Source organism: Mycolicibacterium aromaticivorans JS19b1 = JCM 16368 (assembly GCF_000559085.1).
GTDB classification, from domain to species: Bacteria; Actinomycetota; Actinomycetes; order Mycobacteriales; family Mycobacteriaceae; genus Mycobacterium; species Mycobacterium aromaticivorans.
On the sequence record NZ_JALN02000001.1, the window covers coordinates 3,156,966 to 3,172,829 of the forward strand.

Sequence of the window (15,864 nt, forward strand, 5' to 3'; positions counted from 1 at the left end):
GTCCTAACTAGTCCCGCGCGGGGCTGTGGTCTCAGCTCTGCGGCGACAGGATCGCGCGAAGCATCGACAGCATTTCCGAGCGGGACTCCGCGCCGAGACGACGCCGGATCCTGGCGACGTGGTGCTCGACGGTCTTCGCGGAGATGAAGAGCTGCGCACCGATATCGCGGTAGGGCATGCCCAGCAACAGCAGTTCGGCTACCTCGCGCTCGCGATCCGACAGCGGGGAGGACGCCTGTCGTGCACCCGCGGCCGCGGGCCCCGACGCCTCGGACACCAGCGGCTGCTGGCCGTCCTCGCCCCCGCTGTCGCCGGCTGACAGCTTCAGGTCACGGGCGACCTGCAGCATGAGTCCCGACACCTTGGGGTCGGAGGTCTGCAGCGCTGCCTGACCGGCGAGCCGGGTGGCATCAGCAGTCAGGCCGAACTGGGCCAGTCCGCGCGCGGCGGCGCCGACCTCGTCGCCGTCGATCTGTCCGGCAAGCACACGCAACCAGGTCCGGCCGGCGACGGCCAGCGCCTTGGCGAACGGGCTGTGCGCCGCCGAGGCGGTCAGCGCCTGCCCATGCGGGGCCACCGCGGCCGGGTCACTGGCCAGGATCCCGGCGTGCACGCCGGACCAGCGCAGCGGCACCGACCAGGTGGGCGGGTTGCCCAGCGACTCCAGCAGCCCGAACGCCAGGTCGAGAGCGGGCGCCAGCCGGTCCTGCTGGCCGAGTCGTGCCGACGCCACCCACAGCTCACCCAGCGGCAGCAACGAGAACAGGTCGACCGAATACTCGACCAACACTTCCATCGCGGCGTACCAGTGCTTTTGCAGGGCGCCGGCATCGCCACCGCGGCGGGCGAGCGCAGTGCGCAGTGCCGCGGTCCACAACGCATCCCGACGATGCGTTCCGTCGAGTCCGGCGATGTCGGCGGCAGCCGCCGTGAATTGACCGTCCTGCATCTTGGTCCAGGCGAGCAGGAGGCGGTGCCGATGGCCGTACAGCGGTTCGTCGACGTCCCGATCGGCGCGCACCGCGCGGGCGATCACACTGCGCGCGCGGACGGGGTCACCGCCGTGCAGCGCGGCCAGCGTGACCAGAGCCGCCGGGCTGTCCGGCAGGACCTGGGCCGCCGAATACTCCGCGGCCATCGCCGCGCCGAGTTTGGTTGCCGCGGTCGAATAGGGGCCCTGCAACGTCGCCAGCAGTCCCTCGGCCAGGGTGCGCGCTGCGCGGGAGGCCGCGGTCGGGGGGCCCGCGCTGGGCACGGCCAGCGCACGTTCGGCGCCGGCGGCATCGCCCGTCCCGGTGAGAACGATCGTCGCTGCCGCGCTGACCGATGTGTCCGGGTAGGGGCCGAGCCAGCTGAAGAGTTCGGACGCCTGTGCCGAGTTGCCGTTGAGCATCGCGACACTGGCGGCCACCCGGACCGCCGCTGCTCGCTCAGCAGGATCTTCCGACGCCAAAAGGCTGTCCGCTTCACTTGCGGCTGCCGAGGATTCGCCGGCCAGAGCCAGCGCATCGGCCAGCTGAGCCCGCAGTTCGACCGCGCCGGCGTCGACTGCGGCGCGCAGCAGGGCCGGGTCGGCCCGTCCTGCGCCGGCCTGGCGACGCAGGACCTCGGCCAGCTGCTCGTCACGCACACCGTGTTCGGCCAACCGCAGCGCCAAGTCCGGCGACAGGGTGGACATCGCGATCTGCGAGCGCAGCAGCGCGGTCTCGACGTCGTGGTGGCGCGCGTTACCGAGAATCTGCGCGACGGCCCGGTGCACCGCGCGCAGGAAGTGCGGACTGTGCGCGGGTTCGATCAGTCCTGTGGCGCGGGCCCGATCGATCAGCAGCCTGGCCTCATCGGGCGGAACCTGAAGTGTCGCCGCCAGATCAGCGGCACCGAGATCGCGGCTGAGCGAGGCGATCAGCAATGCGTCGAGGTCGGGTTCGTTGAGCCGGCGCAGCCGATCGTTGAGCGCGAAGAGCGCAGCTTGTCCGATCGACGCTGCCGAGTACGGGCGAGTGGAGGCCAGCGCGGCGTCGACCAGGAACGGGATGCCAGCCGTCGCGACGACAATGCTGATCACCAACTCGGTGCGCGGCGGATGGCCGGACGGGTCGGTCATCCGCCGGGATATCTCGGCAGATGTCATCGGGCCCAGGGTAATTCGAGGCCGCTCACGTTCGATCGCCGTCATCAGCGCCTGCAGGTCCTCGTCGTGGTCGCGCGGCTGCGCCGCTACCACGACTGTCGACGACGGATCGGTGGCAACCTCGGCGAGCCGCTGCAACTCGACCGCGGGCAGCAGGTGTGCGTCGTCGACCACCACGGCGGCATCGGCAGGGTCGCCGTCCGCCGGTGCACGGGTCACGACCGCGGAACCTGCACCGCGCAGAGCGTCGCGAACCGCGCCGAGCAGCGTGCTCTTGCCTGTGCCGACCCCTCCGGTCACCAGCATCTTGACCGGCTCCGACCCCAGGACGCTGAACGCCTCGTGGGCGGTCGGCGAAAGGCCGTGCGCTGGAATCGAATCGGGCACCGGCGTTAGGCCCCCGGCGGCGACGTCACACCAGTGATGATGTCGCGGGTGGTCGGCGGTGCGACGGTTGTGGTGATGGGCTTGACGGTGGTGGTCGGCGGCGGCTGCGTCGTCGTCGGCGGTTGGGTCGTGGTGGTCGTCGGCGGTTGGGTCGTGGTGGTCGGCGGCTGGGTGGTGGTGGTCGTGGTGGTCGGCGGCGTGGTGGTGGTCGTCGTTGTCGTGGTGGTGGTTGTCGTTGTCGTTGTGGTGGTCGACGGTGTGGTGGTCGTGGTGGGCGGGGTCGTCGTGGTCGTCTGGATGACCGTGGTGGTCGCCGGGATCGTCGACTCGGTGGGCTGCCCGTCGTTGCCGGTGATCGTAACCGTCTGTGGCGGAACGACACTCGTGACCGGTGCCGCTGTGGGATCGCCGGGCTTGGTGACTCGGGTGGTCGTGGTCGTCGGTGTGCTGTCGGCACTCGTGAGGGTGATCGCCAGTCCGCCGACCGCCACCGCCGCGAGCGCCGCGGCGATACCGAACAGCAGCGGAGGGCGCCGGTACCACGGCACCGGCGCGGCGACCAGTTCGGTTTCCTCGTCCGGCGGCTCGAACTCGACCATCGGGCGCATCCCGGTGGCCTGCGCCTGCTGGGCGTAGTCGAAGGTGTAATCCTCACCGGAATACGGCACCGGCTCCGCTCCGGGCGCATCGTCCTGCGACCAGGCCAGCGCGCGGAACGTCGCCGACGGCGAGCCGTCGGTGGCCGATTCGGTCGCGGCCGATCCCGCAGTCCCGGCCGCCCACGCCGCCGGAGCCAGTCCGGTCGGTGCATCGGCCGCGGCCACCGCCATCCCCGTCGGCGCATCCGGTGCGCCGCCGCGCGCGGCGAGCACGGCCGATCCGATGGCCGCGTTGAGACCCGGCAACGGTGTGGTGATCACCGGAACACGCAGCTCTTCGGAAAGCCGTTGCGTGAGAAGCGGTATCGCGGCACCGCCGCCGACAGTGGCGACCGCGGCCAGGTTGGCGGCAGGGATCCTGTTGCGCTCCAGCACATCTCCGAGGGCATCCAGAAAACCGGCGAGCGGCTCGGCGATCAACGCCTCCAATTCCGGTCGGGTGACCCGGATATCGGAGCGGAAGCCGGGCAGTTCGGCAGGTACCACCGTCGCGGTCTCCGAGGACAGCCGCTCCTTGGCCTGGCGACACTCGTCACGCAGCCGGGTCAGCGCACCGACCGCGTTGGTGCTGGCCGGGTCGATGTTGGCTTGATCGCGGATGCCGCCGAGCACCTGCGTCAGCAGCGCCTGGTCGAGATGGTCACCGGAGAGGTCGGTGAAGCGCACCGTCTCGCCGATCGGCGCCAGATTCGCGCCGGCGTCGGCGAGCGTGATGTTGGCACCGCTGCCGCCGAAGTCGCACAGTGCCACCACCCCTTGCGACGGCAGACCCGGATCAGCCTGCAAGGCCGCCAGCGCGGCCGTCGCGTCGGAAATCAATGTCGGTGGAATACCGTTGGGGGACAGGGCGGGTCGGGTGCGCAGCGCGCCACGCAGGGCGCCGACGGCGCCGGCACCCCAGTACGCGGGGACCGCGACGACCACAGTGGAGGCCGGTGTGCCGTCGTCGGCGGCGCGGGCCATCGCCTCGAGCGCGTCGGCAATCAAGTCCTCGCCGCGATGCGGCGAACCATCGGCGGCCACCAACGGCACCGGATCGCCCGCCCGCTCGACGAAGCCGCGGAACACCTGGCCGGCCTCGGTGAGATTCGGGCTAGTCAGCTCCGGGTTCTGGGAGGGAACGCCGACTTCGGGAGGCCGGTTGTCCCACAACGTCAACACCGACCGGCGGGTCATCGGCCGGCGGCCCGGACGTGCCGCCGCCAGGTTGGTCGCTCCGATCGACAACCCCAGCGAGTCGCTCAATTCGCACATCCCTCCGTTGCCTGGTCGGCAGCCGTCATCACCATATCCCCTAATGTCTTCCGAACCCCTAAGGCTGCACCCCCTAATGGTGCCGCGGTTCGAGTGGCTTCGACACCGATCACGGCACGCGTGTCCGCCGATAACATTCTTGGCAGCAGCTGGGATTCCACTGTGACTATCGGTGGTAGGAGAGAAGGCGTTTCCATGGCAAATTCGTTGCTCGACTTCGTGATGTCGCTCGTGCGAGATCCCGACGCCGCCGCACGCTACGCCGCGGACCCGGGCGGCGCCATCGCCGACGCCCACCTGACCGATGTGACCAGCGCCGACGTCAACCACCTGATTCCGATGGTCGCCGACTCGCTGTCGGGCCCGCTCTCGGGAGCCGGGTTCGGCCCCGCGGCCGGCGCGGGCGACGGCAATGTGTGGGCGAGCGGAGCGGCGACGGCGGCATTCGACGCCTTCGATCACCTGCCCGCGGCCACCACCGCACCCGACGTCCACTCGGTGATCACCGATGTCGCCCAGCACGCGGATCAGGCTCCGGCGTTGATCACCGATCTCGGCGCCGACCCCGGTGCGCTGAACCTGCCGGACACCGCATCGCAGCTCAGTCATACCGTGCTCGACCACGGCGTCACCCCCGACGCGGGCCAGGACTGGGCGGATCCGTCCGCGTGGGATCACGGCCACGTCGACGACAACCATGGCGCCAGCCTTGCGGCGCCGGAAGACCACGCCGGCTTCGAGTTGTTCTGATCCGCCGGCAAATCCCCACGTCCCAGTGACGTGGGGATTTTCTGTTTCCAGAGCTCTCCCTAGGGACCCCCTAATCCCCTACATAACTACCCCTGGCGGGCCCTAGTGGGGGCTTGGCGAAGACGGGTTTCGACCCCGTTTTCGCTCGACCGTGGCGTCCATAACGTGGTCTCCAGATCGCCGGAGTCACCGGCGAACACACCGAAAGGTCCGACCATGCTCTCTCTCCTCGACTGGATCCTCGGCCTGTTCCGCAACGAGGACGCCGCACGTGCGTTCGTCGCCGCGCCGGAGCAGACCATGCGCGACGCCGGGTTCGCCGGTGTGTCCGCCGCGCAGGTTTCGACGCTGGCCGCCACCGCGGTTCCCGGCCTGGTGCTCGGCGACGGCGACCCGGTCGCCGGCCTGCAGCGCGCGGTATCAGACCAGTACGGCTTCGCGCCCGCCTACCAGCCGGTCTACGCGCCGTCACCGACCTTCGCGCCGCAGACCGACCTGGCCAGCCACAACGACACCTCGCTGCTGAGCCCGGACCAGAACGCCGGCGGCAACGCCCAGCAGGGTGGCTTCAACCTCGGCTTCGGCGACATCACCTTCGGCAACAAGACCACGAACACCGCCACCAATGGCGGGGTAGTGGTCGACGGCCACAACAAGGGCGACATCGTCAGCGGAGACGGCGCGGTCCTGGGCAACGGCAACGACGTGAACAACGGGCAGGTGGTCGCCGGAACCGGCTCGAACGTCGCGATCGGCCACAGCAACATCCACGATGACGGCACCACCGCCACCGGCGGAAGCACCGTGATCAAGGACAACAGCGGCACGGTCCTGCACGACGTCGACGCCGGCGGTGGCAACGGCGGCGGAGCGTCGGCCGGCGGCAGCCTGATCGGCCTCGGCGGCGGGCACGCCTCCGGTGGCAACGCAGGCGGCGGCGGGATCACGATCGTCGACAACCACCCGTCGACCAACAGTGGCAATACGGCCGGCTCGCCGGTCAACACCGCGACCCACACCGCCACCACGGTGACCGACCACTCCGACAACTCGGTGCACCAGACGTACGACAGCTCGACACACGACTCGTCGAGCCACTCGCTGTTCGATGCGGGTCACGACACCACGCTGGTGAACAGTGGGCTCGACAACAGCCACGACATGGCGTTGGCGTCTGGCAACCACCTGCTGGGTTTGTAGAGCAATCCGGCGACGGCGGGGACCTTCAGCAAGTCTGGAGGTTCCCGCCGCTTGCCTGCGCATACGGTGGACCACAGGGAGGACACGTGACGCAACCACAGCAAGACCCGCGCCGGGTGAAGGTGATCGTCGAGCTGATCGATCACACCAGCGCGATCGCCGAACTCAATGACCGCGGCGATCTGGTTGCCCGGCTGGCGGTCGCCAAGGAGCGCATCACCGACCCGCAGATCCGGGTGGTCATCGCGGGTCAGCTCAAGCAGGGCAAGAGCCAGCTGCTGAACTCGCTGCTCAACATGCCGGTGGCCCGGGTCGGCGACGACGAGACCACCGCGCTGGTCACCGTGATCAGCTACGCCGAGCAGCCGTCGGCCCGGTTGATCGTCTCGGTCGGCGAGGGTATGCCACCGCAGAGCATCGACATCCCGATCGACGACATCCGCCACGACCTGCGCCGCGCCCCGCAGGCGCAGGGCCGGGAGGTGTTGCGGGTCGAGGTCGGCGCACCAAGCCCTCTCCTGCAGGGCGGTCTGGCGTTCATCGACACCCCCGGTGTCGGCGGCCACGGCCAGCCGCACCTGTCGTCCACTCTGGGGCTGCTCCCGGATGCGGACGCGATGCTGATGATCAGCGACACCAGCCAGGAATTCACCGAACCCGAGATGCGGTTCATCCGCCAAGCCCATGAGATCTGCCCGGTCGGCGCTGTCATCGCCACCAAGACCGACCTCTACCCGTACTGGCGCGAGATCGTCGCCGCCAATACCGCGCATCTGCAGCGCGCGGGACTGCAGTTGCCGCTGATCCCGGCGTCCTCACTGCTGCGCAGCCACGCCATCCAGCTCAACGACAAGGAACTCAACGACGAATCGAACTTCCCGGCGATCGTCTCATGGCTATCGGAAAAGGTGCTGTCCCGGGAGAGCGACGCGGTGCGTGACCACGTGGTCGGCGAAATTCGCTCGGCAGCAGAACATCTCAACCTTTCGGTGAACTCCGAGCTGTCGGCGCTCAGTGACCCGGACCAGGCGCGCCGGCTCACCGAGGACCTCGAGCGCCGGAAGCAGGAAGCGCAGGACGCCCTGCAGCAGACCGCATTGTGGCAGCAGGTCCTCAACGACGGCATCGCCGACCTGACAGCCGACGTCGAGCACGATCTGCGCGCCCGGTTCCGGGCCATCACCCAGCACATCGAGAGTGTCATCGACGAGGGCGACCCCACCCAGCACTGGGCGGAAATCGGTGCGGAGGTGGAGGATTCGGTTGCCAACGCCGTCGGTGACAACTTCGTGTGGGCCTATCAGCGTGCCGAGGCGCTGGCCGCCGACGTCGCGCGGACGTTCGTCGAGGCCGGACTGGACGCCATCAAGATGCCGGAGGTGAGTGCTGCCGAGATGAATGCCGGTGTCGGTCGGCTCAAATCGCTGGCCCGCCTCGAGTCGAAGCCGATCGGTAAGGGCCACAAGGTGATCACCAGTATGCGTGGCTCCTACGGCGGTGTGCTGATGTTCGGCATGATCACCTCGGTGGCCGGTCTGGGCATGTTCAACCCGCTGTCGTTGGGTGCGGGTCTGCTGCTCGGCCGCAAGGCCTACAAGGAGGACATGGAGAACCGCATGATGCGGGTCCGCAACGAGGCCAAGACCAATCTGCGCCGCTTCGTCGACGACGTGCTGTTCGTGGTGTCCAAGGAGTCCCGCGACCGGCTCAAGAACGTCCAGCGCCAGTTGCGCGACCACTACCGCGACATCGCCAACCAGACCACCCGCTCGCTCAACGAGTCGTTGCAGTCCACCATCGCCGCCGCGCGGATGGAGGAGACCGAGCGCAACAACCGCATCCGCGAGCTCGAACGCCAGGCGAATATTCTCGGCCAGGTGATCGACAATGCCGAAAAGCTATTTCCCGCAGTGCTTTCTACGGCGACGACGACCGAGTCTCGTTGAGCCGCGGCCCGGATCTGGTGCCCGGCGGGTGGGTGACGCGGGTGGGGAAGGCGCCCGGGAACGTCGGGGCCACCCGCTCCGACGGCGGAACCTCCGAGGTCGGCGCGCTCGACGTCGGCGACGACGTACCGCTGGTGGTGCTCTCACCCGGTAACCCGATATCGGTCGTCGACAGCTGAACGTTGGGATAGGACGTACTCGTCGAGCCCGCGGTGGTCTTCGCGATGTGTGGCGCGTCGGGGATGTACGTGCCGGGCGGAAGAACGGTCTCGGTGCCTGTGGTGCTCCACTTGCTCGACATCGTCACCACCGCATAGACCAGGATCGCGACCACCACGAGCCCGAGCAGCCCGGCGGCCGACGTAGCAGCCGGCGAGCGGTACCACGGCGCCTTGTGCTGGGGCATGGCGGCTGATCCTAGCCGTGATAAGAGCGGACCGCCGGACCGTAGACTCGTCGTTCGATGAGCACCAGCGATCAGGTTCGCGCCATCCTGGGCGGCACCCGTCGTGCCTACCAGGGTGAACCGGCATACCGCGAGCGGCCCGACGTCTTCAACGAACTGGACCGCATCGCCGGGCGGCTCAACCAGCCGATCCGCATCGCGCTGGCAGGCACGCTCAAAGCCGGCAAGTCGACTCTGGTCAACGCGCTGGTGGGGGAGAACATCGCGCCCACCGATGCGACCGAGGCCACCCGCATCGTCACATGGTTTCGGCACGGCCCGATCCCGAAGGTCACCGCCAACCACGTCGGCGGACGGCGCTCCAATGTGCCGATCGCCCGCGATGGCGGGCTGACCTTCGACTTCGGCCGCCTGGATGCCAACGACATCGTCGATCTCGACGTCGAGTGGCCGGCCGCCGAACTGATCGACGCGACGATCATCGACACGCCAGGCACATCATCGCTGTCGCGCGATGTCTCCGAACGCACGCTGCGGCTATTGGTGCCCGAGGACGGTGTACCGCGAGTCGACGCAGTGGTGTTCCTGCTGCGCACGCTGAACGCCGCGGACATCGCTCTGCTCAAGCAGATCGGGGAGCTGGTCGGCGGATCCTCGGGTGCACTCGGGGTGATCGGGGTGGCCTCCCGGGCCGACGAGATCGGCGCAGGCCGCCTCGACGCGATGATGTCGGCCAAGGATGTCGCGCAGCGATTCACCGGTGAACTGGACCGGACCGGCATCTGTCAGGCGGTCGTTCCGGTCTCGGGACTGCTGGCGCTGACCGCCCGGACCCTGCGGCAGAGCGAGTTCGCCGCACTGGAGAAGCTCGCGGCGGTCGATGCCAACGAGCTCAACAAGGCGATGCTCTCCGTGGACCGCTTCGTTCGCGAGGACAGTGCCCTGCCGGTGGACGCTCAGACCCGTGCCCAGCTTCTGGACCGGTTCGGCATGTTCGGCCTGCGGATCTCGATCGCGGTGTTGCGGGCAGGCGTGGCAACGGATTCCGTCACCCTGGCCGACGAGCTACTCGAACGCAGCGGCCTGGTAGCGCTGCGCGACGTGATCGATCAACAGTTCGCGCAGCGCTCCGAACTACTCAAGGCGCACACCGCCCTGGTCTCGTTGCGCCGCTTCGTCGAGATACACCCGATCACCGCGACGCCGTACATCATCGCCGACATCGACCCGCTGCTGGCCGACACCCACGCCTTCGAAGAACTCCGGCTGCTCAGCCAACTACGTTCTCGGCCAACGACTTTGACCGAAGACGAGATGGCCTCCCTGCGTCGGGTGATCGGTGGCTCCGGTACCGACGCGGCAAGCCGGCTGGGATTGACCGCCGAAACGCCCGGCGACGGGCCGCGCGCCGCCTTCGCGGCGGCACAGCGCTGGCGTCGCCGCGCCGACCATCCGCTGAACGATCCATTCACCACCAGGGCCTGTCGCGCCGCGGTGCGCAGCGCCGAGGCGCTGGTCGCGATGTACGCCGCAGGCGGTTAGCCGCCGCCCGGCCGCGGGAAGCCCGGGATCGTCGGCAGCAGCCGCTGCGTCGTGGTCACCGTTTCGGTCACCGTGCTCACCGAGGTCGACACCGACGTGCTCGTGCTGGTGCTGGTGCTCGTACTGGTGCTGGTCGACGGCGGTTCGGTGGTCGTCGTGGTGGTCGGCGTGTCCGTCGTCGTCGCGGGGGCCTGCGTGGCGGTCGGGGATTCGGTCACCGTCTGGGTGAAGCCCGGCTCCGGAGCGACGGACGCCGATGTGGCTGCCGTGGTCGAGGTGGTCGGCGACGTCGTGGTCGTGGTCGCCGGGCTGGATCCGTCGCTACCGGTGAACTTGACGATCGCATAGACCAGCAGAGCCAGGATGGCCGCGGTCAGCACGCCGAGGCCGACGAGCGCCGCGGGCTTGCGGTACCAGGGGGTCGGCTCGGGCGGGGGTGGGGAGGCGCCGTAACCGGTCGGCGCTCCGTAACCAGATTGCTGGTAGTCGCTGTATGCCTCGCCGCCGGTACCGCCGTAGTTTGCGTACTGCGTCGGGTCACTGTCGGAGTAGTTGTTCGGGTCGTCGGGGGATCCGTCGCGCGCCACGGGTTCAGATTCTAACCGTCAGCCGCCGCCCGGTTGATTGGGGAAGGCCGGTCGGTGGGTGGGACGGACGCTGATCTGCGGCGGCCTGGTCTGCGGGGTGGTCACGTTGGGGCGGCCGCTGTCGTTCTGCTGTGGGTATCGCGGATACCAGGTGCCCTGAGGTGGCGCCGGTGGCGGGCTCTCCGGTGGTGGTGGCGGCGGTGGTGGTGGGGGCGGCTCGGACGGCTCTGAACTGGTCAGCCCCGTGGTGGTCGGCGAGCTGGTGGTGGTCGACGTCGTGGTCGTGGACTTCCCGGAGTCATCGGAGTCCAGCGCCACCAGGAGGACCGCGGCGACCAGGATCGCGACCCCTGCCACACCGATCGCGGTGAGGGCGAGCGTCGCCTGCCTCTTGCGGTACCACGGCCGTTCCGGGAACCAGAACGCCTCGGGAGCGAACGGGTCGAAGCCGTCGTCGGCGGTGAGCACCGGCAGCGCGGGATCAGTCGGCGGGTCGATGTCGTCATCCGCGGGTGTGTCGGCGACCGCTGCCGACCCCGGGTAGGGCTGCTCGGGGTAGGGCCCGAACGGGTCACCGATTGGGACGGGCGATGCCTCGTCGACATCCCCAGCGGGGTCGTGCTTCGCCACGGCTACTGATGCTAAACGGCCCGCCAGGGCCGATGCAGCGTTCGGCAATCAGGCGAGTTGCCGGACCACCTCGGTGGCGAAGAGTTCGACGTGGTCGATATCGGACATATCCAGCAGTTGGAGGTACACCCGCTGCACTCCCGCATCAATGAACGCCCCCAACCGGTCGACGATTTCGGTGGGCGTACCGACCAGCGGCGTGTTGGTTCGCAGTTCGTCGACTTCCCGGGAAATCGCCTGCGCCCGCCGGCTGATCTCGGCGTCGTCGCGACCGGCGCACACCACGAACGCCGCGGAATACACGATGTCCTCGGGTGCGCGACCGGCGTCGCTCAGCGCGGCGCGCACTCGGGCGTACTGGGGTTCAACGAAGTCCAGGGCGGGGAACGCGAGGTTGTACTCGGCGCCGTAGCGGGCGACCAGGGCCGGCGTCCGTTTGGGACCGTTGCCGCCGATGATGATCGGCGGATGGGGATCTTGTACGGGCTTGGGCAGCGCGGGCGAGTCTTTGACGGTGTAGTGGGTGCCGTCGTAGTCGAAGGTCTGGCCCGCCGGCGTGGTCCACAGGCCAGTGATGATGTCGAGTTGTTCGCCCAACCGCTCGAACCGTTCACCCAGCGGTGGGAACGGGATCGCGTAAGCGAGATGCTCGGCGTCGAACCAGCCTGCGCCGATACCGAGATCGACCCTGCCTGAGCTCATAGCGTCGACCTGAGCCACCGAGATGGCCAGCGGCCCCGGATGGCGGAAGGTGGCGGAGGTGACCAGCGTGCCGAGCCTGATGGTGCTGGTCTCCCGGGCAATGCCGGCCAGCGTCACCCAGGAGTCGGTGGGTCCGGGCAGGCCGTCGCCGCTCATCGCCAGGTAGTGGTCGGAGCGGAAAAAGGCTGAGTAGCCCAGAGATTCGGCGGCCTGGGCCACCGCAAGCTGATCGGTGTAGGTGGCACCTTGCTGGGGTTCGACGAAGACGCGGAAGTCCATATCGCCCAGCTTAGAAAACTTGAGCCCCCTGTGTGCCGACGACCATTCCGTGCCCCGTGCCGTCGTTGGTGAAGCGGGTCCCGTCGCTGCGGGCGTCGATGGTCCAGCCGACCGCGTGATAGGTCGCGTAGTCGAGCGTCGTGGTGGGGATATCTCCGAGGTTGCCGAGGATCCAGCGCAAGTTTCCCCCGGCGGTCACTTCGACACCGTTGGCGGGGGTGCCGTTGATGGTGGGTGCGTTCGTGAAATTCGATTCGCAGCCGACCGACTCTGAGTTGAGCTGGCAGCGGGTCTGACCGGACTTGGTTTCGATGTAGACGTAGCCGGTGTCGCTGGGCGGCAGGGTCTGGCCGCCCGGATTGGGCACCGACGGCGACGGGGTCGGCGACGGCGTCGTCGTCGGCAGCGGTGTGGACACGGTCGGCCTGCTGGTGGGGAAACTCGGCTCCCCGCCCGGTCCGCAGCCCGGGCATCGGGCCGCGCCGTCGGTGGTGGAGCTACACCCGGCAGCAGCACCGGCAGCCATCAGCCACACCACCGCCGCACCGGCCTTCATGCCGTTGGATATCCGCACGTCGAACTCCTGCCGTCGGATGTCAGGGTACGCATGCAGTGACGTAAGTGACTCCAGTGACTCGCGGGGCTGAGTCCGATGACCCTGGCGATCTCGGAACCCGTGACCTGTGATCGGGCTAGATTCGATGCAGCGATGAAAGGGTGCGTCCATGACCGACACCGGCGGCCTGTTGTTCAACCCGAACACGTACGACCCGCAACAGTTCGATCCCGAGACGCGACGTCAGCTCACAGCGTTGATCGGGTGGTTCGAGGAGCGCGGCAAGGCGCGCCTGCTCCAGGACGACCACGACGCGGTATGGGTGTCGGACTTCCTGGACTTCGTCGGGCAGGAGCGGATCTTCGCGACGTTCCTGACCCCGTCGGAATTCGGACTCGGGGATGACAACAAGCGTTGGGATACCTTCCGCAATGCCGCGCTCAGCGAGATCCTCGGTTTTTACGGCCTGGCGTACTGGTACGCCGAGCAGGTCACCATCCTCGGATTGGGCCCAATCTGGCAGAGCGACAACATCAAAGCGAAGGAACGGGCCGCTGCGCAGCTCGACGCCGGCGGGGTGATGGCGTTCGCGTTGTCCGAACGCGAGCACGGCGCCGACATCTACGACACCGACATGATCCTCACGCCGGCCGACGACGACGGCCTGGCCTTCCGTGCGAGCGGCGAGAAGTATTACATCGGCAACGGCAACGTGGCCGGGATGGTATCGGTGTTCTCTCGCCGGGCGGACGTGGAAGGTCCGGACGGCTACGTGTGGTTCGTCGCGGACAGCGCGCACCCGGCCTACGAGCTGATCGGCAACGTCGTGCGCGGGCAGATGTACGTCAGCACCTTCGCGCTGCACGACTACCCGGTGCGGGAGGAAGACATCCTGTGCGTTGGGCCCGAAGCGTTTTCGGTGGCGCTCAACACCGTCAACGTCGGAAAGTTCAATCTGTGCACCGCGTCGATCGGAATGTGTGAGCACGCGTTCTACGAAGCGATCACCCACGCCAACAACCGGATTCTGTATGGCAACCCGGTGACCGACTTCCCGCACGTGCAGGCCGGGCTGGTCGAGGCATATGCCCGGCTGGCCGCGATGAAACTGTTCAGCGACCGCGCAATCGACTACTTCCGCAGTGCCAGTCTCGAGGACCGTCGCTACCTGCTGTTCAACCCGGCGACAAAGGCGAAGGTGACCTCCGAGGGCGAGAAGGTGGTGGTCCAGCTGTGGGACATCATGGCCGCCAAGGGTTTCGAGCGTGACACCTACTTCACCCAGGTGACTCGCCTCATCGGTGCGCTCCCGCGACTGGAGGGCACTGTGCACGTCAACGTCGCCCAGATCCTCAAGTTCATGCCCAACTATCTGCTCAACCCGGCGGACTATCCCGAGATCGGCACCCGCGACGATCCGGCCGACGACACCTTCTTCTGGGCGCAGGGTCCGGCGCGCGGCGCCTCCAAGGTGCAGTTCGCCGACTGGGTGCCGGTGTTCGAAAGCGCCTCCGCGATACCGAACGTCGCCCGCTTCCTCGAGCAGGCGCGGGCGCTGCAGCAGCTGCTGCTCACCGCAGCCCCCAGCGCCGAGCAACAGAAGGACCTCGACTTCATGCTCGTCATCGGTCACCTGTTCACCCTGGTGGTGTACGGGCAGCTGATCCTGGAGCAGGCACGGTTGCGCGCAATCGATCCGGATTTGGTGGACCAGATCTTCGACGTGCAGGTGCGGGACTTCTCGGCCTACGCGGTTGCGCTGCACGGTAAAGCGAATTCTACTCCGGCGCAACAGGAATGGGCGCTGCGTGCGGTGCGCAAACCCGTCACCGACACCGATCGCTTCGACCGGGTATGGAGACAGGTCAAAGCGTACGACGGCGCTTATGCGATGCGGCCATAGCGATCTGGACGCCCTTACGAGAAGCTCGTGAACCGTTTGAATTTTCGCAGGTACGCCGCCAGTCGTCGTGCCGGAACCGGGCCCGGCCAGTCGTCGGACCGGAAATAGGCGTCGGATCCGCCGTCGACGAAAAGAACGCTGCCGCAGAGGAAATCCGCGGAATCTGACAGCATGAACACCACCCAGTCGGCCAGGTGCCCGGCATCGCCGAAACCACCGATCGGTACCGGGAACGAATGGATGGCCTTGGCCTCGGCCGGGGTGGACAGCTGCTTCTCCAGCAGCGGTGTCAGGATGGCTCCGGGAGCGAGGGCATTGAGCCGGATTCCGGCGCCGGCCCAGTCGCGCGTCACCGCGTGACGGCGAACCCAGCGGCTCACCGCCACTTTCGAGGCGCCGTAGGCCATCGACGACGCGGCGCGGCCGAAGATGCGTAGTGCGCGAGCGGCCTTGTCGACGTCACCCGCCAGCAGGGCGCGGATCGCACGGCCGGGGATTGCCGGCATGGTGGTGGTCGAATTGCTGGAGAATGCCACGACTTTGGCGCGTTCACCGGCGGCCAGTGCCGGCCGCCACGCCTGCAGGAGTTCCACGACGCCGAAGTAGTTGACCTCGAGGATGCGGCGCGGCTGGTCCCGGCCGGGGGTCGGTCCGACCCCGGCCGCCAGCACCGCACCATCCAGGCGTCCACCGCACGCGCTGAGTACGGCGTTGGCGGCCGCGCGGCGACCGGCCGGAGTGGACAGATCGGCCACCACCTCGGCGGGCTGGACGTCCACCCCGATCACGGTGTGCCCATTGGCCCGCAGCCGCTCGGCGACCGCCCGACCCATGCCCGAGGCAGAGCCGGTGACGACATAGGTACCCATCCGAGTGAGTATGGCCTAGCTGTACTCGGCTTAGACATTGGTGACGGATCGCTATTGCTGTAG

At 68.1% G+C, this 15,864-nt stretch carries 13 protein-coding genes; 5 read left to right on the plus strand and 8 right to left on the minus strand.

Annotation, left to right across the window (positions count from 1 at the left end; translation table 11 throughout):
- Positions 1 to 31: 31 nt before the first annotated feature.
- Together iniR and Y900_RS15095 are read right to left on the minus strand one after the other, a co-directional pair.
- Positions 32 to 2,518 carry an isoniazid response ATPase/transcriptional regulator IniR gene (iniR, locus tag Y900_RS15090; protein WP_036342924.1) on the minus strand — a complete coding sequence of 829 codons (2,487 nt, stop codon included), beginning with the start codon at positions 2,516 to 2,518 and terminating at the stop codon, positions 32 to 34.
- A 5-nt stretch (positions 2,519 to 2,523) separates the two neighbouring features.
- Positions 2,524 to 4,422 (minus strand): Hsp70 family protein, encoded by a 1,899-nt coding sequence (locus Y900_RS15095; RefSeq protein ID WP_036346839.1) that lies wholly within the window; start codon positions 4,420 to 4,422, stop codon positions 2,524 to 2,526.
- A 204-nt stretch (positions 4,423 to 4,626) separates the two neighbouring features.
- Here Y900_RS15095 and Y900_RS15100 point away from each other — a divergent pair, with 204 nt between their 5' ends.
- The 3 genes from Y900_RS15100 (at position 4,627) to Y900_RS15110 (ending at position 8,327) form a co-directional block, all read left to right on the plus strand.
- On the plus strand, positions 4,627 to 5,181 hold the full coding sequence (locus Y900_RS15100) for an Rv0340 family IniB-related protein (RefSeq protein WP_036342925.1): 555 nt from the start codon (positions 4,627 to 4,629) through the stop codon (positions 5,179 to 5,181).
- 216 nt (positions 5,182 to 5,397) lie between these two features.
- Entirely contained in the window at positions 5,398 to 6,381 is a 984-nt protein-coding gene (locus tag Y900_RS15105; protein WP_036342928.1) for an IniB N-terminal domain-containing protein, read from the plus strand.
- An 86-nt stretch (positions 6,382 to 6,467) separates the two neighbouring features.
- On the plus strand, positions 6,468 to 8,327 hold the full coding sequence (locus tag Y900_RS15110) for a dynamin family protein (RefSeq protein WP_036342929.1): 1,860 nt from the start codon (positions 6,468 to 6,470) through the stop codon (positions 8,325 to 8,327).
- Here the strand turns inward: Y900_RS15110 and Y900_RS15115 are convergent.
- On the minus strand, positions 8,299 to 8,733 hold the full coding sequence (locus Y900_RS15115) for a hypothetical protein (protein WP_036342930.1): 435 nt from the start codon (positions 8,731 to 8,733) through the stop codon (positions 8,299 to 8,301). The genes Y900_RS15110 and Y900_RS15115 overlap by 29 nt on opposite strands.
- Before the next feature lie 57 nt (positions 8,734 to 8,790).
- Between Y900_RS15115 and Y900_RS15120 the strand changes: the two genes are divergently transcribed.
- Positions 8,791 to 10,275, plus strand: coding sequence for a dynamin family protein (locus Y900_RS15120; RefSeq protein WP_036342932.1), 1,485 nt, complete (start codon positions 8,791 to 8,793; stop codon positions 10,273 to 10,275).
- On the opposite strand, the gene Y900_RS30935 is transcribed toward Y900_RS15120, so the two are convergent.
- Genes Y900_RS30935 through Y900_RS15140 form a run of 4 tightly spaced genes read right to left on the minus strand, consistent with a single transcriptional unit; the run spans position 10,272 to position 13,029 of the window.
- Positions 10,272 to 10,862, minus strand: coding sequence for a hypothetical protein (locus Y900_RS30935; RefSeq protein WP_081845112.1), 591 nt, complete (start codon positions 10,860 to 10,862; stop codon positions 10,272 to 10,274). The two genes, Y900_RS15120 and Y900_RS30935, sit on opposite strands and share 4 nt — an antisense overlap.
- Positions 10,863 to 10,880: 18 nt before the next feature.
- Entirely contained in the window at positions 10,881 to 11,492 is a 612-nt protein-coding gene (locus tag Y900_RS30290) for a hypothetical protein (protein WP_051660077.1), read from the minus strand.
- 48 nt (positions 11,493 to 11,540) lie between these two features.
- A complete protein-coding gene (locus tag Y900_RS15135) occupies positions 11,541 to 12,473 on the minus strand; it encodes an LLM class F420-dependent oxidoreductase (protein ID WP_036342935.1) in 933 nt (310 codons plus the stop codon).
- A 10-nt stretch (positions 12,474 to 12,483) separates the two neighbouring features.
- The gene (locus tag Y900_RS15140; RefSeq protein ID WP_036342937.1) at positions 12,484 to 13,029 is read right to left on the minus strand and encodes a hypothetical protein; all 546 of its coding nucleotides are present in this window, start codon (positions 13,027 to 13,029) and stop codon (positions 12,484 to 12,486) included.
- 169 nt (positions 13,030 to 13,198) lie between these two features.
- Between Y900_RS15140 and Y900_RS15145 the strand changes: the two genes are divergently transcribed.
- Entirely contained in the window at positions 13,199 to 14,932 is a 1,734-nt protein-coding gene (locus Y900_RS15145) for an acyl-CoA dehydrogenase family protein (RefSeq protein ID WP_036342939.1), read from the plus strand.
- A gap of 14 nt (positions 14,933 to 14,946) precedes the next feature.
- Here Y900_RS15145 and Y900_RS15150 read toward each other — a convergent pair whose 3' ends face one another.
- Positions 14,947 to 15,801, minus strand: coding sequence for an SDR family oxidoreductase (locus tag Y900_RS15150; protein ID WP_036342941.1), 855 nt, complete (start codon positions 15,799 to 15,801; stop codon positions 14,947 to 14,949).
- Positions 15,802 to 15,864: the final 63 nt, after the last annotated feature.

Coding starts and splice junctions, on each gene's coding strand:
- Y900_RS15135 (WP_036342935.1), bottom strand. CDS start 12,473: ATGGACTTCCGCGTCTTCGTCGAACCCCAGCAAGGTGCCACCTACACC.
- Y900_RS15105 (WP_036342928.1), top strand. CDS start 5,398: ATGCTCTCTCTCCTCGACTGGATCCTCGGCCTGTTCCGCAACGAGGAC.
- Y900_RS15140 (WP_036342937.1), bottom strand. CDS start 13,029: ATGAAGGCCGGTGCGGCGGTGGTGTGGCTGATGGCTGCCGGTGCTGCT.
- Y900_RS15145 (WP_036342939.1), top strand. CDS start 13,199: ATGACCGACACCGGCGGCCTGTTGTTCAACCCGAACACGTACGACCCG.
- Y900_RS15150 (WP_036342941.1), bottom strand. CDS start 15,801: ATGGGTACCTATGTCGTCACCGGCTCTGCCTCGGGCATGGGTCGGGCG.
- Y900_RS15120 (WP_036342932.1), top strand. CDS start 8,791: ATGAGCACCAGCGATCAGGTTCGCGCCATCCTGGGCGGCACCCGTCGT.
- Y900_RS15115 (WP_036342930.1), bottom strand. CDS start 8,733: ATGCCCCAGCACAAGGCGCCGTGGTACCGCTCGCCGGCTGCTACGTCG.
- Y900_RS15100 (WP_036342925.1), top strand. CDS start 4,627: ATGGCAAATTCGTTGCTCGACTTCGTGATGTCGCTCGTGCGAGATCCC.